The sequence below is a fragment of the Pseudomonas sp. PS01270 genome (assembly GCF_029959775.1).
GTDB lineage: Bacteria > Pseudomonadota > Gammaproteobacteria > Pseudomonadales > Pseudomonadaceae > Aquipseudomonas > Aquipseudomonas atacamensis.
The window spans coordinates 38,843-64,913 of record NZ_JASCPT010000011.1 but is presented as its reverse complement, the minus strand read 5'-3'; the positions used below and the strand labels follow the sequence as shown (position 1 = coordinate 64,913).

Below are 26,071 nucleotides of genomic sequence, written 5' to 3'. Positions count from 1 at the left end.
AATGTCCAGGAAGTCGCGTAAGCAGGCGATCAAGTGGGTTAAAAGGTTATTGACGTATGGGGTGTTCTTTTATCTCTGCTATTGCGTAGCGGAATTTTATATTCGCAAAGAACAATCTGCCGAGTCGGCGGCTATTCATCAGGCAAACGAGAAAGCTTGCCAGAACAAGCTGGCGAGCATGAAGCAAGTGCCGATATTAGGCGGCGCCTATATAGATAAGACGCTAGTCCCTGAGTTTTACGTTGGCATGCCTGAGATGGTGAACAAGAAAGCGTGTCTGGCGATTGCTCTGAAGGGGCTTTTCTGGTGGACCGGGACGGGGCTGCATCGGTACCAGAATCAGCGCCTGGAACCGATCCCCGAAAGCTGGCGGCTCTATAAATTGAATGCCGGGCTTTTTACCAGAAAGGAAACTACCGAGCCCCATGAGCGCGGTTATCGGCACGTCAACTGGCCGGATGAGTTGATTGTGAAACTAAAGAATTATCCGGGACTGGAAGTTTGGCTGAATGCTCCGCCACCGCATTTCAAGAATGTGTCATCCGTACGAAATTTTGTCATTGCAGGTTGGCCGCGGCGAGACGGAACCCCTCGGCTGATCAAGTGTGACGGCTTGATTCGCCCGGCTTCCGAAGAGCAACTGACTGACAAAAAGCTGGCAGGTTTTGGTAGGGCTGAATTGGAGAATCTGGATTTCGGAAAACTGAATTTCTTCTGCACGGTCAATCTGGATAACTTCGACTTCGCTGGAGGGCACGGTAGTGTAGGTCTTGGTCTGTCGTCATTACGCGAAGCACCTGAGATGCTCAAGTATCTCAGTGATTATCTTTCACGCTCTGTTATTACAAGGAAGTAACAATGAGTTATGTTTTCAGTGATATGGAAAAATCGGAAATTTTCAATGCGGCCAATAGTTGCAAAGGCATGACGTTAAATTCTGAGGGTGTGGAGTACATTGCATTGGAATTAGCAGGGGCAAGCTGCGCTCCCCTGTACCAGAAGCTATTCGACATTATTGGTGAAAAAGTTTCTGACGTTGCAGCTGCCGATAAAGAGGCTGGAGAGGTGCTGAAAAGCGCCAGACTCTGGCTTGCCGTGGCCATTGATGCCAACGGTGGAAACGGTGCCTACTCTGCCCTGATTCGTGGTTACACCTCACGCCAGGGTGAACTCAGACTGAATACAATTTTCAGTGAAGACCTGATGCAGCTTTCATCCAACCAGGTTGCCGTCAACTTCATCAATACCCTGATCAACGGATCCCTTGCCGGTCAACTGGGACCCTGGACTGTTCCGTCAATCAGCCAGATCGCAGAAATCGACGCCAGCGCGATTGGCGAGGCCCTGTTCAAGGAGGTTTGCGGGGAGGACGACACCGCCGTGAAACGTAACTCTGGTTGGTCTGGAACTGTCGGATTCAGCCTGTTGGGCGGTAAACCTCCCTATGAAACGTGGAGACTGATCTCTGCGGGCGACCCGGATGCGGAAGATGGCGGCCCACCCACTCAGGCAAAGCCCAACCGGCTCGACGACTATAAAAACATTCTCTTCGCCATCGACGCCTATAGCGTCGGCCTGCAAGCGGCGATCAGCAATTTCGGCATCAATCCACTGCAAAGTCTGCTATCGGTCGTACCCGAGCAAATCAACATCGCGCTGGCCAGTGGCAGTGTGAATCCGCTGATTCAGCATGTAGTCAAAGGCACGCCTGTTGCCGCCGTGGTCGAGCTGATCTTGCGCTACGGCCAGAACGAATTTCTCGACATGTTCAAGCGCACTTACGACGGCGATTCTGCTGCCATACCCACCACCAACGACACCTTCGCCAGCAACGGTTACGCCTTCTTCTCGGCATTCTCCCCGGAGCAGTCGCAAAGCATCGTCACCCGGACAATAGGCGAGTTCGGCAATGCCAATGCATGGGCGAAACTGGCAGGCGAGGCGACGCCGCTCGGTCTGGCGTTGCGCAACTCTTTGCAGCAACTCAGTGAAGTCGTCATAGAACGAGCCGACGGTTATCCCGATCGCAACCTCGAGCTTTACGATCCGCACACTCGCGAAGGCTTTATCACCGCGCAGTGGCTGGCGGATCGTGCGCAGATGCTCGCCCGTTTGATTGCCCGTACCCAAGGCCCGTTTGGCGAACACTCGCTGCAGCAGTTTTCCTACTCCGATCTCGCCTCAGGCAAACAGGCGCCGATGACCACCGGAGTGCTGAACCCGCTGGCCATGTTCGGTGATGACGGTGGGCGATCTTTCGCCGGCGGCGCAAATGCCGATCATCTGTATGGCGGCGTGGGCAATGACTCGATCCATGGGATGGCCGGTCACGATGTCATTGAAGGTGGTCGCGGTAACGACTCGCTAACCGGAGGTGACGGCAATGATGAGTTGTACGGGATGGCCGGTGACGATGTTCTGCTCGGAGGAAAGGGGAACGACTCCTTGATCGGGGGCGAAGGCAACGACCGTTATGAATTCGCCAGCGGCGATGGCCTCGACGAGATTCTTGATGCCAATGCCAATGGGCAGCTGTGGATCAACGGCGCACCGATTCCCGCACTCAAACGCCGCGCGCCTCTGAGCAACATCTGGTCTACCGAGGATCAGTCCATCACCCTGACGCTTGTTGAACACACCCTCAACATCAAATATGGCCAGAGCGATCTGGTGGTCATCAAGAACTTCCAGCCCGGGATGCTTGGCATCCGCCTCCCTGAATACGAGGGGCAGCCGCTCACTGCTGCGGATTTGACGCTTCAGGGCGACTGGAAAGCCAAAGACGCCGATCCCAATGCCCCCGGCGATCAGCCCTCCTTTGATGAGCTGGGCAACGTGGTGCTGCTGCCCAAGGTCAAACAGCGCAACAAGGCCGACGTACTGTACGGTTCCGCCGCAGACGACGTCATTCTCGGCCTGGGTGGTTCTGATCGATTGTTCGGCAAGGCTGGAGACGATCGGTTATTCGGCGACAAGCAGACGACAATCGAAAAGGCCATGGCCGACGGTGACGCCAAAGGCAAGGCAAATCGCGGAGACTGGCTCGACGGCGGACAAGGTGACGATTTGCTTATCGGTACGGCATCGCGAGACGTTCTGCTCGGTGGCAATGACCGGGATACCTTGATCGGCGGTGCTGGTGACGATGTGTTATCCGGAGACGAAACCACCGGTGCGCTGGAACAAGGTTGGTCGGTCAAGCGCGCTGCCGTCACGATTGCTCGCGGTGTGACCAGTCACCGAGCGGTCTATTCAAAGGCCTCGATAAACAGTGCGCCCGAGGGCGGTAGTGACGTGCTGTATGGGCAGGGCGGCAAGGACATTATCAACGGCGGCTGGGGTGAGGACCTGCTTGACGGCGGCGCTGACGACGATTTTCTCAAAGGCGATCAAGGTAACGACACCCTGGCCGGTGGCAGCGGCAACGACGTGATGCTTGGTGACAACCTCGATTGGGGCGGTGGCCTGCCCAGCAGACACCATGGCAACGATGTGCTGGACGGCGGCAGTGGTGATGATTCACTCGGCGGTAACGGTGGCAGCGACGCTTTGTATGGCGGCCCTGGCAACGACATTTTGCAGGGTGATGACGGCGTACTGGACGGCGTCGAAGGCGATGCCGCGCATTTTTTTGGCGATGATCTGCTGGACGGTGGCTCCGGCGATGACACGCTCTGGGGCGGCGGTGGCGATGATTTGCTCTTCGGCGGCGAAGGCCATGACGATCTGATCGGCGATAGCCCTGAGCATCCGGTTCGCTATCACGGCAACGACTTTCTCGATGGCGGCGCGGGGGACGACACTCTGCGAGGCATGGGCGGCGCGGATACGCTGGCGGGTGGCGCAGGGGCGGATTTTCTCGATGGCGATGTGTCTGACCTGCAGCCGGGCGGAAGCAACAATGACGTGCTTCAGGGCGGCGAAGGAAACGATACGTTACAGGGTGGTTTCGGTGCCGACACGCTGTACGGCGGCGCGGGTGACGACATCCTTGCCGGCGATTACGAAAACAGCGCTGAGGCCGAGCAGAATGCCGATTATCTGCACGGTGGCTCAGGTAACGACACGCTGCTCGGAGGTGGTGGCAACGACACCCTGCTGGGCGGGGAAGGGACGGACTACCTTCGCGGTGATTCCGGTGACAACGTGTTTGATGGCGGTCCCGGTGCTGACGTGCTGGATGGCATGGATGGCGCCGACATCTACTATTTCGGCGCTGGCGACGGCCTGGATATCGTCAACGATGCCGGCGGCCGCAACATCATCAGGTTCGGTGCAGGGTTTTGCGCGCAAAGCCTGAAGGCCGACGTTATCGAAGTTACCGTCGGCACGGTGTTGCGACTGGCCAATGGCACGGGCGACGCGATACTCATCAAGAATCACGAGCGGTGGAAGGATTCCACATTCAATTTCAGCGACGGCGTGGTACTGGATTACGCAGATGTCGTGCGCAAAACATTGCCACCGATAGAGACGGCCGAGCCACCCGTACCGGAACCTGCCACCGTCCCGGCAACCCCTGAAAGCAAAGTTGAGGATCCGGTTAAGCCAGACGATGTCACCGCTGCGGCGCAAGGCCCGGTGGCATCTGTTCAAACGGTCAACTGGACCGATGAGTTCCTCGCGCAAATCCAGTCAAAACGCTCCGCCCGCAGACACGCCACAGGTTTTACCTTGAATGAGCAAGGCGTCTGGGTTCGCAGCCATATCACTACCAGCGACACCGGTTACACCACTCACACCGAGCTGATCGATGGCAGCGTCGAAGCGGGGACACTGTCTGAAACGCCGCTATGGATGAAGGTTGATGCAGGGCACGCCGTGGTCAGTGAAAGGCAGTCGACAACCACAACCCGCGTCGAACATAAACAGGTGAAAGCCGAGGGAGCAATGCCTTCCTCAGCTCAGGCGCCTCGCTATTATCGATCCGGTTCGGCCAACGGGTTTTCCTTCAATACGGGCGACGTATTGGTTGAAGACCGAAAGGAATCCGGCGCGCTTGAAGGCTGGTACGTCTATCCGGCGGCAAGCTTCGGTTCGGGGGCAACAGTGCCCAAGGCGTTTCGCTGGGATGTCACAACTGAAACGATCAAACGCAAAATCGTCCATGGCAACGATGCCGGCGGGCGAGTCAACGTCGAAGTGGAAAACGTTTTCCACGGCGGCGCGGGAGACGATCTGATCGTCGCTTATGCAGGCTCCCCACTTGACTACGGCACTGTCGGCGACCGAACACCGGGCGCGTTTTTATCCGCCGGGGCAGGTGACGATACCTTGCTGGGCTCCGAGGGCGCCGACTATCTGCTCAGCGGCTCGGGTGATGACTGGCTCTACGGCGAAGACGGCGCCGACACCTACGTCGTGCAAGCGCATGCCGGGGCGACAACCACGATTGCGGACGTGCTCAACCCTGTTTTCCACCGAGCAGAAGTTGGCGCAGCGGAGTGGAAAGACGAGTACGGAATGACCGATCAGGACACGGTCGTTCTTCCCGCAGGCGCGCAGCGCAATGCACTGCAATTGAGCTGGGGTGCTGCGCTGATAGAGACCACCCATGTCGAGCTGGAGCCCAACCCGGATCGCGCGGCTGACCGCAACCCGCCGAGAGCGAAAATGCTTCATCCGACACTCGATATCCAATGGGGCGGGACGCAAAAAGTCCGCATCGTCTTGCCCCATAACGGTGAACTTGAGGGCGCCGGTATTGAGCTCGTCAAGTTCGCCGATGGGTCGGTCGCAAGTTTGAAGCAGCTCCTGGAATCAAGTCAGCTGGGCCCTGCGCCCGAGACTTTTCGTACGGGTGTCATCGTCAACCATCCCACCCGTTCAACCTCCCTGCGAGACGGACGAGCGCTGCCACTCGTAGGCGGTCGTGGCAACGACACGATAAGCGGCGCGGGGGAGATCCGAGGCATGCACGGGGATGACGTGCTCACGGGCAGCCTCGGTGACGACCTGCTGGTGGGTGGGCCGGGCAATGACACGCTGGCGGGCGGTGCTGGAAATGATCTCTACCGATACGATGGCCTCGGCAGAGACGTGATCATCAACAACGGAGGCGGTTTGGACGGAATCGATTTTTCCGAACGCAGGCTGACGATCGACAACCTGAAGTTTCATCGCGAGCGCGATGATCTGGTGATCGTGGTGGATTACGGCATGGCGCCGAAAATCCGGGTTTCCAGTCATTTTGCCGCTGGTGAAAGCGCTATTGGCTTCATAAGGGTCAGCGAAGGAACAGCGACTCAAGACTACAGCGCAAGGCAAATTGCTGAACGTCTGCACCCGCTTCCGCCACTGAGGGATGTCGAGGATATTTTGCAAAAAGGCGACGATGCAGCGCAGCGGGCAATCAAGGAAATCATTGAGTTCTACGAACTGAATGTCTGACAAGACGACCGATTGAGCCGGCCCGCGATGGCAATCCAGTCGCCATCGCGGGCCTCGCGTCACCTCAATACTGGGTCAGATCCGCCAACGGATGCCGCCCCTCCCAGACTTTATGAAAGTGCGCCTCGACCACCGCATCCGGCACGTTATTGATGTCCGGCCAGTGCCAGTGCGGTTTCTGATCCTTGTCGATCAGCCGTGCGCGCACGCCTTCGCTGAATTCCGGATGACGGCAGCAATTGAGGCTCAGGGTGTATTCCATCTGGAATACTTCGGCCAGCGACATGTGCCGCGCGCGGCTGATCTGTTCCCAGACCAGATGCGCGGTCAGCGGTGAACCCTCGGTCATGGTTTTCGCCGCGCGGGCAATCAACGGATCGCTGCTGTCGCGGTGCAGGCTGATGGCTTTCCACGCACAGGCAACGTCGCTGACATCGAGCAGTTCGTCGATCTGCTGACGACGCGGCAGCCACTGCGCTTCGGGCATTTGTTCGAGTGCTTCCTGCTGCAGAGCCTTGAGCAGGCTGTTGAGCTGCATGGCGGTCTGTTCCTGCCAGTTCAATTGCAGCAAGCCTTCGATCAATTGCGGTTGCTGTTCGTCGAGCAGGAAGCGGTCGGCCAGATCCAGATCCAGCGCATCACGGCCGTTGATGTGCGCGCCGGTCAGACCGAGAAACAAGCCGAGCTTGCCCGGCAATCGGGCGAGAAACCAACTGGCGCCAACGTCCGGATATAGACCAATGGTGATTTCCGGCATCGCCAGACGGCTGCTCGGCGTGACGATCCGCGTGCTGGCGCCCTGCAGCAGACCCATGCCGCCACCGAGCACATAACCGTGACCCCAGCAGATCAGCGGCTTCGGATAGGTATGCAGGCTGTAATCGAGGCGATATTCCGCGCTGAAAAACTGCGCGGCCAACGGAGGGACTTCGCCGGGGTGAGCGCGGCAGGCTTCGACCAGGCTGCGCACCTCACCGCCGGCGCAGAAGGCTTTGGCGCCGTTGCCGCGCAGCAGCACGCAGACGACTTGCGGGTCATTGGCCCAGGCGTTCAATTTGTCGCTGAGCGCGTTGATCATCGGCAGGGACAGCGCGTTCAGCGATTTTTCGGCATCCAGGCTGGCGATGCCGATGCGGGCGCCGTCGGTGCCGGTTAGTTCTTCGAAGTGCAGATTCATCGTGACCTCGATCGGGAATTTGAGCGATCAGTATGATCGCTATGGGGGAAAGTGCCGGATCTGCGTCAGATCAATTGACAAGCGTGGTCGGCTTTCCTAGGGTTCGCCCCATTGTTTTTGCCGGAAATGACCATGACTGCTGACGACCGTATCAAACTCGAACCGAGCTGGAAGGAGGCACTGCGTGCTGAGTTCGACCAGCCTTACATGACAGAGTTGCGCAGCTTTCTGCAGCAGGAGCGGGCATCCGGCAAGGAGATCTATCCGCCGGGACCGATGATTTTCAATGCCCTGAACTCAACGCCCCTGGACAAGGTGAAAGTGGTGATCCTCGGCCAGGACCCTTACCACGGCCCGGGCCAGGCCCACGGTCTGTGCTTCTCGGTGCAACCGGGCGTGCCGGCACCGCCGTCGCTGGTCAACATCTATAAAGAGCTGAAGCGCGACCTCAATATCGACATTCCCAACCACGGCTACCTGCAGAGCTGGGCCGAACAGGGCGTGCTGCTGCTCAACACCACCATGACGGTTGAGCGCGCCAACGCCAACGCGCACAAGGACAAGGGCTGGCAACACTTCACCGACCGCATCATTGAAGTGGTCAGCGAACGGCAGCCGCATCTGGTGTTCATGCTCTGGGGCGCCCATGCGCAGAGCAAGCAGAAGCTGATCGACGCGACCAAACACCTGGTGCTGACCTCGGTACATCCGTCGCCGTTGTCGGCCTATCGCGGGTTTTTAGGCTGTGGGCATTTCAGCCGGACCAACAAGTTTCTCGAACAGAATGGCGAAACGCCTATCGACTGGCGCTTGCCACCTCTCGCCTGAGATCGTTCCCACGCGCAGCAAAGGAATGCAGCCCGGGACGCTCTGCGTCCCAAAGCGGACGCGGAGCGTCCATTGAGGCATTCCCACGCAGAGCGTGGGAACGATCAGTCAGGACTCTGGAATACGATTCCAGTACTTGAACAACGGCTCCGCCAGAAACAGCACAAACAACAGCCGCATCACCTGCATCGCCGTCACCAGCGGCACCGACAGTTGCAGGGTCTCCGCCGTCAGACTCATTTCGGCAATGCCCCCCGGCATCATGCCCAGGGTCAGTGAACGCAGATCCAGATGAGTCAATGCACTCAAGCCCAGCGCCGCCAGCGACGCGATCAACATGGTCAGCGCCGTGCCGATCAACGTCCGGCCCATGAACGACGGCGCGCGGCGGAAGAACTGCCGATTGAAGTGACAGCCCAGACCGCTGCCGATCAGCCATTGACCGATCTGACTGCCGCCATTGGGCAAACCGATGTGCAGATCCCACGTAATGCTCACCGCCGCACTGACCAGCAACGGCCCGAACAGCCATGGATTGGGTTGGCGCAGACGCTGCCAGAGCCAGGCGAGCAGGGCGCCCGCCGGAAACAGAATCGCCAGCCAGCGCCAATCGACACTGCCTGCATGAGAAATCGGCGTACCGTCACCGAGCAGATACTTGAACGCCGCCGGCACGCACAACACCACCACCAACACCCGCAGACTCTGCCCGGCCGCGACATGGCTGAGCAGTGCACCGTTACGCGCGCCGAGGTTGACCATCTCCCCGGAACCACCGGGCATGCTTGAGAAAAAAGCCGTGGCGCGATCCTCGCCGGTGCGGCGCATCAGCCACACGCCGACCACCGCCGAAAGGCTGGTGACCAATGCACCGAAGAAGATCAAACCGAAATGACTGAGCACCTGTTCCATCACCAGCGGGGTGAAGTGCAGGCCGATGCCGATGCCGACGATCCACTGGCCGCACTTGCGCCCGCCAGGGATTTCCGCCAGTTGCCACGGCGTCAGGCAGCGCACCAGGATGATCGCCAGCAACGAGCCGACCATCCACGGTAGCGGCCAGCCGATCTGACTGGCGATGAAACCGCCAAGCAGACCGACCAGCGGGGTGCCCCACCAAGCTTTCAGGGACGAGCGATCAAACATCGGCAATGACGCGCCGTGCCGCCGAACGCTTGCGCCAGATGCGGATCAGCGGCATCAGCAGCATGATCGCGGTGAGGATCCAGCAACCGAAGGTGATCGGACTCGACCAGAGAATTTCCAGCGCGCCATTGGAGATCGACAGGGCGCGACGCAGGTTCTGCTCCATCAGGCCACCGAGGATGAAGCCCAGCAGCAGTGGCGACAGCGGGAAATCCAGCTTGCGCAGGATGTAACCGAAGATGCCGATACCGATCATCAGGAACAGATCGAAGGTGGTCGCGTGCACAGCGTAAACGCCGATCCCGGTGATGATCGCGATGATCGGCACCAACGCCCAGTTCGGCACGGCGAGGATGCGGGTGAATACGCGGATCATCGGGATGTTGAGGATCACCAGCATCACGTTGGCGATGAACAACGACGCGATCAGACCCCAGACGATGTCCGGTTGCTGTTGGAACAGCAGTGGACCCGGGGTGATGTTGTAGAGCGACAGCGCGCCGATCATCACCGCAGTGGTGCCCGAACCCGGAACGCCGAGGGTCAGCATCGGAACGAGAGCGCCGCACGCCGCGCCGCCGATAGCGGTTTCCGGCGCGGCCAGACCACGGGGATCGCCTTCACCGAATTTGCCGCTGGTGCCGGCGATGCGCTTCTCGGTCATGTAGGCCACGGCACTGGCGAGCGTTGCGCCGGCACCGGGCAGCACGCCCATGATGAAACCGAGCACGCCGCAGCGCACGTTGACGACGAAAACCGACGCCGCTTCCTTGAAGTTGAACATCATCCGGCCGGTGGCTTTCACCGCTTCCTGGCCGTGGTGGGTTTTTTCCAGCAGCAGAAGGATTTCGCTGATCGAGAACAGACCCAGCACCAGCACAACGAACTGAATGCCGTCGGTCAGGTGAATGTTGTCGCCGGTGAAACGGTACACACCACTGTTGGCGTCGATGCCGACGGTGGAAAGGAACAGACCGATCAGCGCCGCAATAAATGTCTTCAGCGGTCGATCACCGGCCATGCCGCCGAGACAGACAATCGCGAACACCATCAGCACGAAGTATTCCGCCGGTCCGAAGGCAATCGCCCATTTCGCCAGCAGCGGCGCAAACAGGACCATGCCGCAGGTCGCGATGAACGCGCCGATGAACGAACTCCACGCCGACAGTGACAGCGCGACACCGGCCATACCTTTACGGGCCATCGGGTAGCCGTCGAGGGTGGTCATGACGGTGGAGGCTTCACCCGGAATGTTCAGCAGGATCGAGCTGATCCGGCCGCCGTATTCGCAGCCCAGATAGACCGCCGCGAGCAGGATCAGCGCCGACTCCGGCGGCAGGCCGAGTGCGAACGCGATCGGAATCAGCAACGCCACGCCGTTGATCGGACCAAGGCCCGGCAACAGGCCGACGACGGTGCCGATCAGGGTGCCGCACAGTGCGGTCACCAGGTTGTACGGGCTCAGCGCGACGCCGAAGCCCTGACCCAAATAGCCAAGGGTATCCATATCAGTTCTCCAGGACGCTGAGCAGGCCGAGGGGCAGCGGAACATCCATCAAGCGATCGAACAGCAGATAGAGACCAACCGCCATCAGGCTGATGATCACCACGCTCGGCAGCCAGCGGCCGCCATAGAGACGGGCCATCGGTACGCCGGTAATGATGCTGGCCACGATGAAGCCAAGGGGTTCGAAGGTGCCGGCAAACACCAGCAACAACACCACGCACAGACCGATCTTGGTCAGGGTTTCGCGATCCAGCGGCGGCTCATCCGGGTTGTGTTTGATGGGTGCCGGGCGAACCACCATGTACAGCAGCGCCAGGCCCATCAGGCCGAGCATCAGCAGCGGAAAGGCGCGTGGGCCGACCGGTTCATAGGAAAAAGCCGCTTGGTACGGCCACGCCATCAGTGCCAGGCCGGCACACACCAGCAGCAACACCGAGGCGAAAATGCGTTGAATAAGCATGGGAGCTCCTGTGCTGCGTTCCCGCGTAGGAGACGCAGCCACTAGACAGAGACGATCACTGGATCAGGCCGAACTCTTTGGCCAGCACTTTGTAGTCGGCGACCTGCTTCTTCACGTAGGTGTCCAGTTCCGGGCCGGTCATGGCGAACGGGAACAGCTCACGCTGATCGCGCAGCTTGGCGAACTCGTCGGAAGCCAGCAGTTTGTCGAACGCGTCTTTCCACCAGGCGTAGTCTTCATCGCTGACTTTTGGCCCGAGGTAGAAGCCACGCACGACCGGCCAGACGATGTCATAGCCTTGCTCGCGAGCGGTCGGGATGTCTTTCATTTCCGGTTCGTCGAGACGCTTGTCCGAGAACACCGCGAGCAGACGCATGTCGCCGCTCTGGATGTGCGGCATGGAGTCGGAGATGTCGGTACTGCCGACCTGGATGTGACCGCCGAGCAGAGCCGTGGCGATTTCACCGCCGCCTTCGAGTGCCACATAACGCAGCTCGCGCGGGTTGATCCCGGCAGCCTTGGCGATCAGTGCGGTCTGCATCCAGTCCTGGCTGCCGACGGTGCCGCCGGAGCCGATAACCACCGAGCCTGGATCTTTCTTCAGTGCTTGAACGAGATCGTCGAGGGTCTTGTAGGGCGAATCGCTTTTCACCGCGATGGCGCCGTAGCTGGTGCCGACGGCCGCGAGCCAGCGCACGTTGGTTTCATCGAAGCGGCCGAACTTGCCCTGGGCCAGGTTCAACAGCGAACCGCTCGACCACGCCACCAGCGTGCCGGCATCTGCCGGACGTTGCGCCACTACTGCGTTGTACGCCACCGCGCCGACACCGCCGGGCATGTAGGTCACGCGCATCGGTTTGCTCAACAGCTTCTGGTTGACCAGTGCGCTCTGCACCAGTTTGCAGGTCAGGTCGAAACCACCGCCGGGGGAGGCGGGGGCGATGCATTCCGGACGTTTCGGCTCGGCCATGAGTTGGCCGGCAAACAGCATCGCGCCAGCGGCGAGAGCAACTTTACGCAGTGATACGTTCATTTGAGTCTCCAGAGGAGTTGTTGTTATGGATGGACCGAATGACCAAAGGGCAACGCGAAAGCCTAGCGACAGGCGCAGTTTTCTCGTGGCGCGCGCGCAACGACTGAAACAACGGAGGGGATACAGGACTGCGGCGAGAAGCCGACGGTGCAACGGTGGAATCGAGCAAGGCGAGCAGGCATTACAGCCTTGGTGCGCATGGAGGGCATGCTGGGGTACTCCGTTATTGTTCTTATGAGTCGAAAACGCTTCATGGCGTTTTGCGTTGCGCTGTGTGGCGGCAGCGGCGACAGTCGAAACTGTCCGTGGGCCGACTCTAACCGGCTAACCTTTCAACAACCTTTCAATTGTCTTTCACGGTTTTTCGGGCTTCACAGCGGCGGTTGCGGCTGTAAACTCCGCGACAAAGCGTGGCGTCGGCCAACCCTGAACGAGGTAAAAATCCATGCGTGTCCTGCTCGTCGAAGACCATTTGCAACTGGCCGAAAGCGTGGCTCAGGCGCTCAAGAGCACCGGTCTGACGGTGGATGTGTTGCACGATGGCGTGGCCGCCGACCTGGCGCTGGGCAGTGAGGAATACGCCGTGGCGATCCTTGACGTCGGCCTGCCGCGCATGGACGGTTTCGAGGTGCTGGCGCGGCTGCGTGCACGGGGCAAGAACCTGCCGGTGTTGATGCTGACCGCGCGTAGTGACGTGAAAGATCGCGTGCATGGCCTCAATCTCGGTGCTGACGACTACCTGGCCAAGCCGTTCGAATTGACGGAACTGGAAGCGCGGGTCAAAGCCTTGCTGCGCCGCAGTGTCCTCGGTGGCGAGCGTCAGCAGCGCTGTGGTGTGCTGGCTTACGACCTCGACACACGGCGCTTCACCCTCGGTGACGAACTGCTGACCCTCACGTCGCGCGAGCAAGCTGTCCTGGAAGCGTTGATCGCGCGGCCGGGGCGAGTAATGAGCAAAGAGCAACTGGCCGCGCAGGTGTTCGGCCTCGACGAAGAAGCCAGCCCCGACGCCATCGAAATCTACGTGCACCGCTTGCGCAAGAAGCTCGATGGCCAGCCCGTGGCCATCGTCACCTTCCGTGGCCTCGGCTATCTGCTGGAAAGCCGCGATGCATAAGCCCAGCAGCCTGCGCTGGCGGTTGCTGTGGAACCTTGGATGGTTGCTGGTGGTGCTGATGCTCGCCAGTGGTTTGAGCGCTTACTGGAACGGTCGCGAAGCCGCCGACACCGCGTATGACCGCACGCTGCTGGCCTCGGCACGCACCATCGCTGCCGGGTTGTCGCAGCGCGATGGCAGCCTCAGCGCCGATGTGCCTTACGTGGCGCTGGACACCTTCGCCTACGACAGCGCCGGGCGCATCTATTACCAGGTCAACGACATTCACCAGAAGCTGATTTCCGGCTACGAAAATCTCCCCGGGCCACCGCCCGGCACGCCGCGTACCGACAGCTATCCGGCGCTCGCGCGCTTTTACAACGCGAAGTACAACGGCCAGAACGTGCGTGTGGTCAGTCTGCTTAAGGCCGTAAGCGAGCCGAACATGAACGGCATGGCGGAGATCCGCGTGGCTGAAACCGACGAAGCGCGGGTCAGCATGGCGCGCAGTCTGGCGGCGGATACGTTGCTGCGCCTGGGCATGTTGGCCGTGGGTGCATTGCTGCTGGTGTGGTTCGCGGTGAGTGCGGCGTTGCGCCCGCTGGAGCGGTTAAGAACCGCTGTTGAGGAACGCCAGCCCGACGACTTGCGGCCGCTGCCGCTGGTGGAAGTGCAGCATGAACTGGGACCCTTGGTTCGCGCGCTCAATCATTTCACCGAGCGTCTGCGCGGCCAGTTCGAGCGGCAGGCGCAGTTCATCGCCGATGCCGCTCACGAGTTGCGTACGCCGCTGGCCGCACTCAAGGCACGCCTGGAACTGGGCCTGCGCTCGAACGAGCCGGAGACCTGGCGCACCACCCTTGAATCGTCCGCGCAAAGCACCGATCGCTTGACCCATCTGGCCAATCAGCTGCTATCGCTGGCCCGCGTCGAGAACGGCGCGCGGGCGATTGCCGAGGGCGGCGCGCAGTTGCTCGATCTGAGCCAATTGGCGCGGGAGCTGGGCATGGCCATGGCGCCTTTGGCGCACAAGCGCGGCGTGGCGCTGGCGCTTGAGGCGGATGAACCGGTGTGGCTGCGCGGTGAGCCGACGCTGCTCAATGAGCTGCTGAGCAATCTGGTCGACAACGCGCTGGCGCATACGCCACCGGGCGGCAATGTGATTCTACGGGTCACGGCCCCGGCGGTGCTTGAGGTCGAGGACGACGGGCCGGGCATCCCGCTGCACGAGCGTGATCGGGTGTTCGAACGGTTTTATCGGCGCAATCAGCAGGTTGCCGGTTCAGGTCTGGGCTTGGCGATTGTCGGCGAGATCTGTCGCGCGCATCTGGCGCAGATCACCTTGCATGATGGCGAGCAGGCAGGGTTGAAGGTGCGGGTCAGTTTTATTGCCGGGTAATACCTTTGTGGCGAGGGGTTTTTGTGGCGAGGGGATTTATCCCCGCTCGGCTGCGCAGCAGTCGCGGTCCGAATCGCAGAGTCTAGGGTCGCTTCGCAACCCAACGGAGATAAATCCCCTCACTACAGGTCAGTAGAACATCGACCGCGATTCTTCCAGATCCGCGCAGAACTGCTTGTTCTCCGGATCAATCCCCAGCTTCCTGAACGCCGGCACGCTAAACGGGTCAATCCGCGCAAACGGATGATCGGTGTCCTTGCGACAGTACAAATTGGCTACTTGCACGACATCGACGTAATCGATGCGCGTCGAGTCGCGGCTGAAGTCTTGATACAGCAACGGCAAATGCACCAGGCGCTCGGGAAACTCCCAGACCCGCAGCAATTTCTCGCCGAGCAATGGATGAATCTGCTCGATTACATGGGTCAGGCTGACCGCATCGGAGAGCAGTTCATTGTGGTCTTCGGCGTAAGTCAGAATCGGCAGCACGCCAATCTGATGCACCAGCCCGCCGAGTGCCGCCTGATCGGGTTTGAGCTGAGTGTGACGACGACACAGGGCATAGCTGACGCCAGCGATTTCCAGACTGCTGCGCCAGACTTCGCGCATCTTCTGTTCGACCACCTCGGAGCGGGCATTGAAGATCTGCTCCATCACCAGGCCGATCGCCAGGTTGCTGCTGTAGTTGATGCCCAAACGGGTGATGGCGGTGTGCAGGTCGGTGACTTCCTGCGCAGCGCGCAGCAGCGGACTGTTGACCACTTTGATCAGACGCGCCGACAGCGCGGTGTCGCGGCCGATGACTTTGCTCAGGTCGCTGACGCTGATTTCCGGATCCTCAGCGGCCTTGCGAATCTGCAGGGCCACTTCCGGCAACGTTGGCAGAACCAGGTCATCGTTATCGATGGCCGCAACCAAATCCTGTTGGACCTTTTCCGCCAGTTCGCTCATTTGGACTCTCTAGGGTGTTGCAACAATGCTGCGATCAACGCTGGATTTCGCGGTCGCGATCCAGTTCGTAAGGCAGGTCGAGCACGTGCAACGCGGGGCCTTCGAGGGCGCCCAGACGCAAATCACCGGCTTCGGCAGCTTCGGCCTGCAACACGGCCAGGAGTTCAATGTTTCCCTCGGCATTGGCCGCCAGCACTACTTCGCCGATCGAGCTGTTGTGGCTGGGGGCGAACAGTTGAGTGCCGGGCTCCGGCAACTCGGCTGCGTCGAGGCGCAAGCGGTACAGCCGACGCTTGAGCTTGCCCAGGTATTGCATGCGCGCAACGATTTCCTGGCCGGTGTAGCAACCTTTCTTGAAGCTCACCCCGCCGACCGCCTGCAGATTGAGCATCTGCGGGATGAACAGTTCGCGAGTGGAAGGCATGACCTGGCCGATACCGGCGCGGATCTGGCCCAGCAGCCATTGATTCAGTTCGCCCTCAGCCAGCGTGGCGGACAGTTGGCTTTGAATGTTCGGCGCCTGAGCGGCAGGCACCCAGAGTTCGGCGCGCTCGGGCGAGACGCGAATTGCGATCAGGCCTTCATTGCGCACAACGCTGTCGGTTTCGGCGGGCAGTGCCAGACCGAGGCTGGTCAGGGCTGCATCGCCATGTGCCAGACCGAAGCGCACCCAGGCGGCGCTTTCGTCGGTCAGTTTCGATTTGGAGAACACCGCGTACTTTTTCAGGTCGGCCAGTTGCGGCTCGAGCAGCTCGCTGGCCATCGCCATCACCACGCCGTCGCCCTCAAGCAGGATGCGGAAGCTCGACTGCATCCGGCCTTTCTGCGTGCAGCGGGCGCCGAGGCTGGCGCGGGTGTCGCTCAGGTAATTGATATTGCAGGTCAACTGGCCTTGCAGGAATTTTCCGGCGTCCGCACCGCGAACCGCGAGTACGCCTTCATGAGACAGGGTGCAGAAAAAAGCAGAATCGGCCATGGGTCATCGCAGGGTAAATAGACTGGGGCACATCATAAGGGGGCAGGGTTGAAATGGGTAGTTGATAAAGGATCAGGGGTCCCCGACCAAAGCCGACTGTGCGGCCCGCGCCGGGGCTGTATACTGCCCGGCAAATTCGAGGAGGGCTCCATGGTCGAACAAGTTGAACTGAATCGCCTCTTTTGGCACAGCCGTCGCGGCATGCTTGAGCTTGACGTGCTGCTGGTGCCGTTCGTGCAGGAGGTTTACGCGACGTTGAATCAAGTGGATCGCGATCTGTACGTGCGTTTGCTGACCTGTGAGGATCAGGACATGTTCGGCTGGTTCATGGAGCGCAGCGAGTCGGAAGATCCGGAGCTGCAACGCATGGTCCGGATGATTCTGGATCGTGTCCAGCCCAAGTAATACGTTCGAATGCCGCTGGCATGCCTCACGGCAGTTGCTGGCGGCGTATCTGTTGGCCCAGGCGTTCGCCATGGGTTCGCTGTGTCTGCTGTCGATTCCGCTCTGGGCCAGTCTGCTCGGCGCTTGCGCCTGTGCGCTGCACGGTTTTTGGATGCTGCCTGGGCAGATTCTGCTGAACCATCCGCAAGCATTTTGCGGCTTGCGCCGCGATGGCGATGGCTGGCAGGTGTGGAATCAGGCTGATGGCTGGCAAGCAGTGCAATTGCGCCCGGACAGTCTGGCGCTGCCATTGATCGTGGTGCTGCGCTTTCGTTTGCGCGGAGAGTGGCGGGTAAGGTCGATCTGCGTGCCACGTGACTCGCAGGCGGCGGATCTGCACCGACGCCTGCGAGTGCGGCTCAAGTTCAGCCGGCGTAGGTGGGCGGCACCAGAATAGTGTCGAGCGCTTCGGGCAGCATATCCGGATAGTCGAGGGTGTAATGCAGCCCGCGACTTTCCTTGCGTTCCATGGCTGAGCTGATCATCAATTCGGCAACCTGTGCCAGGTTGCGCAACTCGATCAGGTCGCGGCTGACTTTATAGTTGCTGTAGAACTCGACCCAATGAGGCTAAACCCAATGGATACAGGGGTTTCAGCCGATGAGCGTCCTCAAGAGTCCCCAAAATGGGACAAACCTGTTACAAACCGCCCTTGCCAAGCCGTACCACTATCGTCGGTCTGGCCGCTATTACCTTCGCCTTCGCCCGCAAGGCGCCACTCAAGGCTTCTTTACGTTATCGCTTAGGACCACCGATAAGGCCACCGCAATGCAAATCTCGAAGGACATCCTCAAGACCCTCTCTCTTTTCCACTTGGATAACCCAAAGGCCTCCTGGAGGGAGCTTAAAGAGCGCCTGATTACCATCGCTGAGGAGTGCCTTACGATGGCCCACGGAGACGACTCCTTGGTGGCCTATGAGATGATCTATGACGAGCTTCGGTTGTCCTTACGTGAGGCCTCGGCTAAAGAACCGTTGACCGTTGACCAACAAAGGGCTGCCGGTAAGTACGTGGAGGTCCTTGAGGCTGCTCAGGAGCGTTTGAAGGGCAGACCTCAGAAGCTGGTAGAGATCATAAGGGAGCTGAAGGGTGAGTCTTGTGGCACGTCAATGGCCCCATATCTGCCCCTATCTGTATTGCCGTCCACACCAGTGGCGCTCAGCACACCGATGACCTTCAAGACCCTCTCGGGGCTCTACATGGACGAGCGCAAAGACAGCATTCAGGCCAGCACCATGAGGGACGTGAAGTCCTCGTGTGAGGCTATCGGTTCGATCCTTGGGGACCTGAACTTGAGGACCCACACAAGGGAGGACATGAGGAATCTGAGGGATAAACTCTTGGAGGACCGCAAAGCTTCGACGGTGAAGAAGCTGCTCACCAGATTCTCGACTGTAATGGACTGGGCTGTGAACAATGGCTATCTCGAAAAGAGCCTTGATAAGGGCTTGAAGCCAACTAAGGGAGCCGATAGCTCTCGTGAGCCGTTCTCTCGGGATCAGGTGAAAGCCCTGATGGATCACGCGAAGACCCTTCCAGTAGACGCATGGCAGCGCTGGGCGTTGTCCCTTGGGGTCATCACTGGGGCTCGCATCGAGGAAATCAGGCAGTTGACCAAGGCGGACATCAAGGAGGTCCCAGGTGTCAGTGGTGCGAACCGCACTTGGGTCATCGACATAAACAGGAACGATGGGAAGTCAGTTAAGACCAATAGCTCAGTGAGGGTCATTCCGTTGACCGATGGGGCCTATGGGTTTGATCTTCAAGCGTTCCTTGAGTTTGTCGCAAAGGCCGACTCTCGGTTGTTCACGTTGGGCGCTGGGCAGTTCTCCGGGGTGCTCAATGGGACCCTTAGGGAAGTCCTGGGCCTCAAGACTGATAGAACACAAACCTTCCACTCACTGCGTCACTCTCTCGCGGGAGCCTTGAAGGCCGCTGAGGTCCCTGTGGGCACCGCCGAGTCGATCTTGGGGCATTCCTCGGGGTCGATCAGTTACGACCTTTATGGGGCCGGGAGTGCCGTAGAGGTGGGGCGGATGGCTGAGGCATTGAGGGCAGCCTTCAAGATGGAGGCCGCACAATGAGCAAAGTGACCATCACTAACAATCCACTGGTCGCGCTTCGCTTGGGTCTACCTTTCCGGCTATGCCGTCTGCCTGACAAAGGGCCTCAATTCGGCCACGGTGTTTATATACCGCCAGGGCACCTACAGCGATTCATGACAATGCACGCTATGTCTCTAATTGAGGACTTGGAGGCCTTGGCGATACGCGATGAGATGATGCAAGAAGAAGTTGATAGGCTTCGGCTCAGTATCGACACTCGACGGGCTACTTGTGGACTTTCTCCAAGGGCACTGGTGGGGCATACCGAGCAATCGGACATAGTGGGGCGCGTGGAGGTCGCACTGTAATGACGATGAAATTCGTTAAGCAGAGCTTCATGGGAATCGAGCTGGATGTCCTCGTGGGTCACCCAGAGCATGATTTGCTGTTCGTCGCGACTCAAGTGGCCCGAGCGGCGGGCTTGAAGGACCCTAAAAGCAGTGTTCGGCAGCACGCCCCGAAAGCCTCCGCTGGCGTCCTACGGGTCTCTGATGTCTTAGGGGATAATTTATCCTCTATGAGACCCGAGGGGATTCATGCCCCGACCTGGGCGAAGATGTACCTGTTCACTGAGGCAACCATGTACGACATGCTCCTACGTGGTCACGCCCCAGCCTCTGAACCCTTCCGCAAGTGGGTCACTGAGGAGGTTCTCCCTTCGATCCGCAAGACTGGCACCTACAACATCCACGAAAGCGAAACTAAGGAAGCCCAGCAGTTCGCCGGAGAGTTCGCACAGCTCCACTCGGCAATCTCCGAGCTGACCAGTGAGGTCCTGAGTCTCAAGGGGATCATCGCGGGCTGCCAAAAACCCTCACTATAAGGGGAACCCAAGGATGGGACCCCGAGTGTGTGCGTGTGAGGTGAGGTCTGAATTAAAAACCCTCACTATAAGGGGGACAGGAGGATAAGCCCGCTTGGTTAAACCAAGTGGCACCTTCTGCCCACCTACTGCCAGTCCTTTGGGCTGGTCACTGCTGACCCATTGCCTGTGTCTCTGGGTCGCCTTCTTGTCTATCGCCAGTCGCTGCCCCTCGGGGTCATGCCAAGGTGGGCAACGGGAGGACAATCGGGAGCTATGAGCCCGAGCCTAAGGCAGACAGGCGTATCGTGGTGTTCGCTCAATGTGACCTGGTGTTCACTTTGGGCCTTTTCGAGAACTGGGGGCGCTCGAACTGACCACGAGAACAGGGGGGGGCTTAAAGAACTTAAAGATTAACTAAGAGGTTCTCTTGGAGATCATTAATTATCTTGTGTAAACAAGTAATTAAATCTTTAGGTTTATCTTTGGGTCTTAGTGATTAACTTTAAGTTTCTCTCTTGGTGTCTTAAGGTTAGGACGGGTCTTGTCAGACCACGATCCTGGGAACTTCGAGGTAGCTCAAAGAGCAAACAAAAGGAGCCTGTATACATGACCAAAAAGATAGTCCCGAGACCTGATGCCTCAGAGGAGCACTTGGCGATTATAGGGTCTCTCCGTGAGGCCATCGACGTGCCCGCTAAGTTGCACCTGCTAATTGACCTGAGGTCTTCCTATAAGCCCCACCGTGAGTGGAGCCGGGAGGAGCAGTACCTCATTGACCACCATAGGTCGCCACTGCTGCCCAAGCTGATAGCGTCCCTTGGAGCTGCTGGTGTCTCACTTCGGGACGCCCTGAGCGTGCCACTGTTATTCAAGATGAACGCGAAGTAATTACACCGGTTGTCCTCACAGCGTTAGCCGCACTAACCAAGGGCACTTAATAGAAATCAAGAATCCATAGAGCAACTTTCAGGGTAGGCGTATCGTCCGTCTTCTCCGTGTCTTGTCGTGCGCTCTACGTGCGGACTGAAAGTTGCTCTATGGGTAGGTCGGAGAAATATACCCAAATGAACATCAACGTCACCGCTGTAACTCCCTCTAAGGCCACCGTGAACGGTCAGCCAATGGCCCGAGAGTATGTCGAGACTTTGTTGTTGCCCCTATTGGTGGCAGCACACGGCAAGAACTACTCGGGAATCCTTCAGGTTGCTCAAGTATTTGCCGCTGCTGGTCTGTCCCTGAGTGCATCCCCTGAGGCCGCTCGTAGTTATCGAGAGCATATGGCCGAGAAGGCAGCACTTGAAGCTCGTCAGATTGCTGAGGCTAAGGCCAACGCTGAGCGGTGCCGTGTGCCGACCCCACAGGAAATCGCAGAGAAGAAGGCCGAGCGTGCGCGTCAGGCTCAAGCCATCCGTGAGCGCGGTGAGCGTCTCCGTGCCCAGCTTGGCCGCTGATAGCAACCACACCCATTCATAACCTTTAGGAGTTACAAGCAATGAAGCCTTTTCAATACAAGACACCTGAGCGGGTCTACACCCAATCCGTGAAGTCCCTCGGGCTTACCCAAGCGACATTCCACAGTTCGGACATTCGGGCCGAAGAGGTGGCTGCAAGCGACCCAGCAGTCTACGCCTTGGCAATGCAGGAAGCCGCCGATGAGCACCTGAATGGCGAAGAGTGGCGGGAGGACATGAACAATGCTTTCCCGTCCGAAGTGCGCCCTTATGGTTCGATCCCAACGTGCCCCCAAGTCGCCCTGATGGCTGATCGGTCAGTGACCTTCGATCCCCGGCAGACCTACGATGGTCGCACAGTGACCAAGGGTGTAGCTCTGGCAGGCTCGCTTGTGTCCATGGAGGCCCCTGAGGTCGGCGTGTTGGTGTCGGCTCGAATCTCTATCCTCGACCACACCGTCCAGTTTGGTTTCACTGAGCGGAGCATGGAGCAGACCGCCAATAAGGTCCTAAATGACCTTGAGCTGACCATGGCTGGTAAGATCGCTGAGAGCCTGGAGAGCCAACCCTCGGTCTCTAAGGTCTACGTTGGGCCACTCACTGGCACACCGGCTGCCCAGGCTGAGGACTTCCTTGACCTCATCGCCACCCACCTGGACACCTACTGGGGTCGTGACATCTCAGAGTTTGGCGTTCTGATTCCCGTGAGTCTTCGCCCTGTTCTTAATCGTGCCGCCCAAAGGGCAGGCTTGGAGGACATCGACGAATTGGTGGGCACTCGTGTGCAGGTCTACAGCGGACCAGATCGAGGCATCTTCTTGGCACCCAAAGCGTTCGCTCTGTTGTCCTTTCGTGAGAACCGTGAAGGCGACGTGTGGCGCATTGAGCTGAGCCGCAATAGTGCCTCGCTGAGCTGGGAGCTGGAGGTCAGCGCAGTGGTAGACGTAATGGCTACCGCTATGGTCGAGGTGAAGGTAAACGGTTCTGACTGGGAGACCACCCCAGTGGCCTTGCCTCTCATCAAGCAGATCGTCCTTTCGGATGCGCCTTGAGGGACCCGCAAGTAGGGCCTAAAGGGTCCCCTCAAGTCTGAGGGGGCCTCGCTGGATTCCATCAATCAACGAGTCCAAATCTGGACCGGTTAACGCCCGTCGCTGGGCATTCATCAAACACAGTCTTTCTGTTTGCTCTCTGTGCCATCGATCAGAGCCCGTCATGGGGCCTGTGTGCTGGTCTGTGGGAGCGAACTCAGAGAGCAAACAAAAGGAAAACATGAACATGATCGATATCAAACACAAGCACGCGGCCCACGTAATCATCATTGAGGGTAAACCTTTCAAGGCTAATGACTCAGGTATGTGGGACCTGACTGACATCTGGCGGACCCTGAAGCTACCCAAAGGCAAACAACCGGGTAAGTGGGTAGACACCAAGAAGGCCAAGACCTTGGAACAAACCGGAAATATCGGTTCGTTAAACAAGGGGCGAGCAGGCTCCGTGACTCAGGCCACCAAGCGGGCCACTCTGGCATATGCCGGATGGGTCTCAGATGAGTTCGAGGCAATGGTCTATGACGCCTTCGAGGCGATCCTTGAGATGCCTGAGGTCGCCTTACTGGTGGCCGACAAGATGCGCAACATGGGCAATGACCATAGTGCTGCAATCCTTGAGCGGTCCGCCTTCAATGATCGCTGTGACTGGAGGGCTCTCAAAGCTCCCCACAAGAACACCCAAAAGGGGCTGAGGGCTGCTGTAGCCAAGGGCAACCTGTCCCTTGAGCGAGCCATTGGTTTAGGCCTCAATAGGTCCCCGCTTAGAGCGTGAAGTTGCTATGCTCAGCCGCTAAACACTCCAACGTAAGGTCAGCCATGAGCTTCACGCTGTGTTTCACTTACAACAATAAACGAGTGGTCACGAAGGTGTCAGTCGATCATCTGACCCCATATGCGGCTGTTTGTTTTGCCCTGCTTCAGTCGGGAGCCACCAACGACTCAAGCCGTGGAGGCTGGCCTGACTCCTATGAGGGCATCCTTGAGGTTGCCAAGCATTACGGCCTTACAAACTTCAGCTTCCACCACTCCCTGAAATCATAGGTGACCTCATGGACCGCTTGCAGGCCCTTTACTGGGTCTGTGTGGCTGTGCATATGGCCTTATGGTGCGTCAACGCGTGCCGTTGGCTATACGGGCACCTCAAAGATCCTTGATGAAAAACTGACAGAAAAATCTGAGACCCCATTCCACACAATGTCTTCCCAGGCTTTCCCCCGTATGCCCCTCCCTGGAGACCCCGGACGAATGAGCCGAGGACTGGGACAAAGGTGGAACAAAGGTGGGACAAACCTGTTGCAAAACGGGGTCTCTCCTCGCTAACCTGAAGGCTCCTAACGTGCCTCAAAAGGTCGGTGTGAGGATCGTATCCTTCGCCTCTGGCAGCATCTTCGGGTAGTCCAAAGTGTAGTGCAGGCCCCGAGATTCCTTGCGTTCCATGGCAGACCGGATCATCAGTTCCGCTACCTGAGCAAGGTTCCTCAATTCGATCAGGTCCCTACTTACTCGGTAATTGCTGTAGAACTCATCGATCTCATCCAGCAGCAGACGCACCCGATGCTGCGCCCGTTGCAGACGCTTGTTGGTGCGCACGATGCCGACGTAGTCCCACATGAACCGCCGCAGCTCGTCCCAGTTGTGCGCAATGATCACGTCTTCATCCGAGTCGGTCACCTGACTGGCATCCCAGACGGGCAGGGCGCTTGGCGCCGCGACGTCATCGAGTTGCGCGAGAATGTCCGCCGCTGCCGAACGGGCATAAACGAAGCATTCCAACAGCGAGTTGCTGGCCATGCGGTTGGCGCCGTGCAGACCGGTGAAACTGGTCTCGCCTATGGCGTAGAGCCCAGGTACATCGGTGCAGCCGTGCTGATCGACCATCACGCCGCCACAGGTGTAGTGCGCGGCGGGGACGACCGGGATCGGTTGTTTGGTGATGTCGATGCCGAAGCCCAGGCAGCGTTCATAAACAGTCGGGAAGTGAGTTTTTACGAACGATTCAGGCTTGTGGCTGATGTCGAGATATACGCAGTCGACACCCAGGCGCTTCATTTCATGATCGATGGCCCGCGCGACAATGTCACGAGGCGCCAACTCCGCGCGTTTGTCGAAGCGATACATGAAGCGCTCGCCGTTGGGCAGCTTCAAATGCGCGCCTTCGCCACGCAGGGCCTCGGTGATGAGGAAGCTTTTGGCTTGCGGGTGATACAGACAGGTCGGATGGAACTGGTTGAATTCCAGGTTCGCCACCCGGCAACCGGAACGCCAGGCCATGGCGATGCCGTCACCGCAGGCGCCGTCGGGGTTGCTGGTATAAAGGTAGACCTTGGCTGCGCCGCCCGAGGCCAGAATCACGAACCTTGCGCCGTAGGTGTCGACTTCGCCGGTGGCGCGGTTCAGCACGTAAGCGCCCAGGCAACGATCGCCTTCCATGCCCAAGCGGCGTTCGGTGATCAAATCAACGGCGACGCGCTGTTCCAGCAATTCGATGTTATCGCGCTCTTTGGCCTGGGCCAGCAAGGTCTTGAAGATCGCAGCGCCAGTGGCGTCGGCAGCATGGATGATCCGTCGATGGCTGTGGCCACCCTCGCGGGTCAGGTGAAATTCGAAACCACCGTCTTCAGTGCCGGACTGTTCGTCGCGGGTGAACGGCACGCCTTGGTCGATCAGCCATTGGATGGCTTCGCGGCTGTGCTCGACGGTAAAGCGTACGGCGTCTTCATGGCACAAGCCGCCGCCCGCATTGAGGGTGTCGTCGACATGGGATTCGACAGTGTCGGTATCATCGAGCACCGCAGCGACGCCGCCCTGGGCCCAGAAGGTCGAACCGTTGGCGAGATCGCCTTTGCTCAATACGGCAATGCGCAGATGACCGGGCAAGGTCAAAGCGAGAGTCAAACCGGCAGCACCGCTGCCAATCACCAGAACATCGTGTTGGAACTGTTGGCTCATTTCAGGATTCCGCTCAAAGCGACCCGGGTCGGGGTTGGCGCAAGACAGCTGGATCGGCGAGTCAAGACAGCCACACAGCCCACTAGTATATAGAGGGGTTGGGCGGCACAATAGCCGGGCCCAGATGGCATTGTGAGACTACCGCGCAGTAAAAAGCGCTGTGCTTCGTCGGAAGTTTTTTTCATCGATTTTGAAAAATGACACCTGTATCGGCGCTGAAACAGTCTTTTCCGAGCAGGGTTGCGCAATGTCAGGTGGGTACGGCTATAAATAATTGGAACTTTTGCCAAAGGCCCAAGAT

21 protein-coding genes and 1 pseudogene are annotated in these 26,071 nt (G+C 58.9%); 13 read left to right on the top strand and 9 right to left on the bottom strand.

Going from position 1 to position 26,071, the window contains the following annotated elements:
- The first annotated feature begins 1 nt into the window (after position 1).
- Together QMX86_RS06340 and QMX86_RS06335 are read left to right on the top strand one after the other, a co-directional pair.
- Entirely contained in the window at positions 2-856 is an 855-nt protein-coding gene (locus QMX86_RS06340) for a hypothetical protein (RefSeq protein ID WP_282386439.1), read from the top strand.
- 2 nt (positions 857-858) lie between these two features.
- Positions 859-6,390 carry a calcium-binding protein gene (locus QMX86_RS06335; RefSeq protein WP_282386440.1) on the top strand — a complete coding sequence of 1,844 codons (5,532 nt, stop codon included), beginning with the start codon at positions 859-861 and terminating at the stop codon, positions 6,388-6,390.
- 64 nt (positions 6,391-6,454) lie between these two features.
- Here QMX86_RS06335 and QMX86_RS06330 read toward each other — a convergent pair whose 3' ends face one another.
- A complete protein-coding gene (locus QMX86_RS06330) occupies positions 6,455-7,567 on the bottom strand; it encodes an enoyl-CoA hydratase/isomerase family protein (protein WP_122746567.1) in 1,113 nt (370 codons plus the stop codon).
- Positions 7,568-7,699: 132 nt separating this feature from the next.
- On the opposite strand from QMX86_RS06330, the gene ung reads away from it, so the two are divergent.
- Positions 7,700-8,395 carry a uracil-DNA glycosylase gene (gene ung, locus QMX86_RS06325; protein ID WP_122611726.1) on the top strand — a complete coding sequence of 232 codons (696 nt, stop codon included), beginning with the start codon at positions 7,700-7,702 and terminating at the stop codon, positions 8,393-8,395.
- A 108-nt stretch (positions 8,396-8,503) separates the two neighbouring features.
- Here the strand turns inward: ung and QMX86_RS06320 are convergent, their stop codons facing one another.
- Genes QMX86_RS06320 through QMX86_RS06305 form a run of 4 tightly spaced genes read right to left on the bottom strand, consistent with a single transcriptional unit; the run spans position 8,504 to position 12,541 of the window.
- A complete protein-coding gene (locus QMX86_RS06320; RefSeq protein ID WP_073473076.1) occupies positions 8,504-9,541 on the bottom strand; it encodes an AbrB family transcriptional regulator in 1,038 nt (345 codons plus the stop codon).
- Positions 9,534-11,048 carry a tripartite tricarboxylate transporter permease gene (locus tag QMX86_RS06315; protein ID WP_016771277.1) on the bottom strand — a complete coding sequence of 505 codons (1,515 nt, stop codon included), beginning with the start codon at positions 11,046-11,048 and terminating at the stop codon, positions 9,534-9,536. Before QMX86_RS06315 ends, QMX86_RS06320 begins: the two co-directional genes overlap by 8 nt.
- A 1-nt stretch (position 11,049) precedes the next feature.
- On the bottom strand, positions 11,050-11,508 hold the full coding sequence (locus QMX86_RS06310; protein WP_095180598.1) for a tripartite tricarboxylate transporter TctB family protein: 459 nt from the start codon (positions 11,506-11,508) through the stop codon (positions 11,050-11,052).
- Positions 11,509-11,563: 55 nt separating this feature from the next.
- Positions 11,564-12,541 carry a tripartite tricarboxylate transporter substrate binding protein gene (locus QMX86_RS06305; RefSeq protein ID WP_016771275.1) on the bottom strand — a complete coding sequence of 326 codons (978 nt, stop codon included), beginning with the start codon at positions 12,539-12,541 and terminating at the stop codon, positions 11,564-11,566.
- A 445-nt stretch (positions 12,542-12,986) separates the two neighbouring features.
- Here QMX86_RS06305 and QMX86_RS06300 point away from each other — a divergent pair, with 445 nt between their 5' ends.
- Together QMX86_RS06300 and QMX86_RS06295 are read left to right on the top strand one after the other, a co-directional pair.
- Positions 12,987-13,658: a response regulator gene (locus tag QMX86_RS06300; RefSeq protein ID WP_024011992.1), complete on the top strand. Its 672-nt coding sequence runs from the start codon at positions 12,987-12,989 to the stop codon at positions 13,656-13,658.
- Positions 13,651-15,036: a sensor histidine kinase gene (locus QMX86_RS06295; protein WP_039760888.1), complete on the top strand. Its 1,386-nt coding sequence runs from the start codon at positions 13,651-13,653 to the stop codon at positions 15,034-15,036. The genes QMX86_RS06300 and QMX86_RS06295 overlap by 8 nt, the downstream gene beginning before the upstream one ends.
- A 129-nt stretch (positions 15,037-15,165) precedes the next feature.
- Here the strand turns inward: QMX86_RS06295 and QMX86_RS06290 are convergent, their stop codons facing one another.
- Both QMX86_RS06290 and QMX86_RS06285 read right to left on the bottom strand, forming a co-directional pair.
- Complete coding sequence (locus tag QMX86_RS06290; protein WP_016770675.1) at positions 15,166-15,987, bottom strand: HDOD domain-containing protein; 822 nt, start codon at positions 15,985-15,987, stop codon at positions 15,166-15,168.
- 34 nt (positions 15,988-16,021) lie between these two features.
- On the bottom strand, positions 16,022-16,963 hold the full coding sequence (locus QMX86_RS06285) for a folate-binding protein YgfZ (RefSeq protein ID WP_073473073.1): 942 nt from the start codon (positions 16,961-16,963) through the stop codon (positions 16,022-16,024).
- Positions 16,964-17,113: 150 nt separating this feature from the next.
- Here QMX86_RS06285 and QMX86_RS06280 point away from each other — a divergent pair, with 150 nt between their 5' ends.
- On the top strand, positions 17,114-17,368 hold the full coding sequence (locus QMX86_RS06280; RefSeq protein WP_007911418.1) for a succinate dehydrogenase assembly factor 2: 255 nt from the start codon (positions 17,114-17,116) through the stop codon (positions 17,366-17,368).
- Positions 17,352-17,804, top strand: a complete 453-nt coding sequence (locus QMX86_RS06275; RefSeq protein WP_073473069.1) for a protein YgfX — start codon at positions 17,352-17,354, stop codon at positions 17,802-17,804. The genes QMX86_RS06280 and QMX86_RS06275 overlap by 17 nt, the downstream gene beginning before the upstream one ends.
- Here the strand turns inward: QMX86_RS06275 and QMX86_RS06270 are convergent.
- Positions 17,773-17,964 (bottom strand): annotated as a pseudogene (locus QMX86_RS06270) (L-aspartate oxidase); the annotation flags it as partial. The gene QMX86_RS06275 and the pseudogene QMX86_RS06270 sit on opposite strands and share 32 nt — an antisense overlap.
- 43 nt (positions 17,965-18,007) lie before the next feature.
- Between QMX86_RS06270 and QMX86_RS06265 the strand changes: the two are divergent.
- From QMX86_RS06265 to QMX86_RS06240, 6 genes are all read left to right on the top strand, one after another.
- Positions 18,008-19,492 (top strand): tyrosine-type recombinase/integrase, encoded by a 1,485-nt coding sequence (locus QMX86_RS06265; protein WP_126360727.1) that lies wholly within the window; start codon positions 18,008-18,010, stop codon positions 19,490-19,492.
- A 328-nt stretch (positions 19,493-19,820) separates the two neighbouring features.
- The gene (locus QMX86_RS06260) at positions 19,821-20,336 is read left to right on the top strand and encodes a BRO family protein (RefSeq protein ID WP_282382461.1); all 516 of its coding nucleotides are present in this window, start codon (positions 19,821-19,823) and stop codon (positions 20,334-20,336) included.
- A 588-nt stretch (positions 20,337-20,924) separates the two neighbouring features.
- Positions 20,925-21,206: a hypothetical protein gene (locus QMX86_RS06255; RefSeq protein WP_060519988.1), complete on the top strand. Its 282-nt coding sequence runs from the start codon at positions 20,925-20,927 to the stop codon at positions 21,204-21,206.
- A 176-nt stretch (positions 21,207-21,382) separates the two neighbouring features.
- Positions 21,383-21,769, top strand: coding sequence for a hypothetical protein (locus tag QMX86_RS06250; RefSeq protein WP_282382459.1), 387 nt, complete (start codon positions 21,383-21,385; stop codon positions 21,767-21,769).
- 41 nt (positions 21,770-21,810) lie between these two features.
- The gene (locus tag QMX86_RS06245) at positions 21,811-22,821 is read left to right on the top strand and encodes a hypothetical protein (protein WP_060519990.1); all 1,011 of its coding nucleotides are present in this window, start codon (positions 21,811-21,813) and stop codon (positions 22,819-22,821) included.
- 226 nt (positions 22,822-23,047) lie between these two features.
- Positions 23,048-23,593, top strand: a complete 546-nt coding sequence (locus tag QMX86_RS06240) for a hypothetical protein (RefSeq protein WP_082422076.1) — start codon at positions 23,048-23,050, stop codon at positions 23,591-23,593.
- Between the two features lie 569 nt (positions 23,594-24,162).
- On the opposite strand, the gene nadB is transcribed toward QMX86_RS06240, so the two are convergent.
- A complete protein-coding gene (gene nadB, locus QMX86_RS06235; protein ID WP_282382451.1) occupies positions 24,163-25,770 on the bottom strand; it encodes an L-aspartate oxidase in 1,608 nt (535 codons plus the stop codon).
- Positions 25,771-26,071: the final 301 nt, after the last annotated feature.

Bases quoted from the DNA above. Each gene is read 5' to 3' on its own strand.
- QMX86_RS06300 (WP_024011992.1), top strand. From the start codon at position 12,987: ATGCGTGTCCTGCTCGTCGAAGACCATTTGCAACTGGCCGAAAGCGTG.
- QMX86_RS06335 (WP_282386440.1), top strand. From the start codon at position 859: ATGAGTTATGTTTTCAGTGATATGGAAAAATCGGAAATTTTCAATGCG.
- QMX86_RS06250 (WP_282382459.1), top strand. From the start codon at position 21,383: ATGAACATCAACGTCACCGCTGTAACTCCCTCTAAGGCCACCGTGAAC.
- QMX86_RS06310 (WP_095180598.1), bottom strand. From the start codon at position 11,508: ATGCTTATTCAACGCATTTTCGCCTCGGTGTTGCTGCTGGTGTGTGCC.
- QMX86_RS06265 (WP_126360727.1), top strand. From the start codon at position 18,008: ATGAGCGTCCTCAAGAGTCCCCAAAATGGGACAAACCTGTTACAAACC.
- ung (WP_122611726.1), top strand. From the start codon at position 7,700: ATGACTGCTGACGACCGTATCAAACTCGAACCGAGCTGGAAGGAGGCA.
- QMX86_RS06240 (WP_082422076.1), top strand. From the start codon at position 23,048: ATGATCGATATCAAACACAAGCACGCGGCCCACGTAATCATCATTGAG.
- QMX86_RS06245 (WP_060519990.1), top strand. From the start codon at position 21,811: ATGAAGCCTTTTCAATACAAGACACCTGAGCGGGTCTACACCCAATCC.
- QMX86_RS06280 (WP_007911418.1), top strand. From the start codon at position 17,114: ATGGTCGAACAAGTTGAACTGAATCGCCTCTTTTGGCACAGCCGTCGC.
- QMX86_RS06255 (WP_060519988.1), top strand. From the start codon at position 20,925: ATGACCAAAAAGATAGTCCCGAGACCTGATGCCTCAGAGGAGCACTTG.
- QMX86_RS06340 (WP_282386439.1), top strand. From the start codon at position 2: ATGTCCAGGAAGTCGCGTAAGCAGGCGATCAAGTGGGTTAAAAGGTTA.
- QMX86_RS06315 (WP_016771277.1), bottom strand. From the start codon at position 11,048: ATGGATACCCTTGGCTATTTGGGTCAGGGCTTCGGCGTCGCGCTGAGC.
- QMX86_RS06260 (WP_282382461.1), top strand. From the start codon at position 19,821: ATGACGATGAAATTCGTTAAGCAGAGCTTCATGGGAATCGAGCTGGAT.
- QMX86_RS06285 (WP_073473073.1), bottom strand. From the start codon at position 16,963: ATGGCCGATTCTGCTTTTTTCTGCACCCTGTCTCATGAAGGCGTACTC.
- nadB (WP_282382451.1), bottom strand. From the start codon at position 25,770: ATGAGCCAACAGTTCCAACACGATGTTCTGGTGATTGGCAGCGGTGCT.
- QMX86_RS06305 (WP_016771275.1), bottom strand. From the start codon at position 12,541: ATGAACGTATCACTGCGTAAAGTTGCTCTCGCCGCTGGCGCGATGCTG.
- QMX86_RS06330 (WP_122746567.1), bottom strand. From the start codon at position 7,567: ATGAATCTGCACTTCGAAGAACTAACCGGCACCGACGGCGCCCGCATC.
- QMX86_RS06320 (WP_073473076.1), bottom strand. From the start codon at position 9,541: ATGTTTGATCGCTCGTCCCTGAAAGCTTGGTGGGGCACCCCGCTGGTC.
- QMX86_RS06290 (WP_016770675.1), bottom strand. From the start codon at position 15,987: ATGAGCGAACTGGCGGAAAAGGTCCAACAGGATTTGGTTGCGGCCATC.
- QMX86_RS06295 (WP_039760888.1), top strand. From the start codon at position 13,651: ATGCATAAGCCCAGCAGCCTGCGCTGGCGGTTGCTGTGGAACCTTGGA.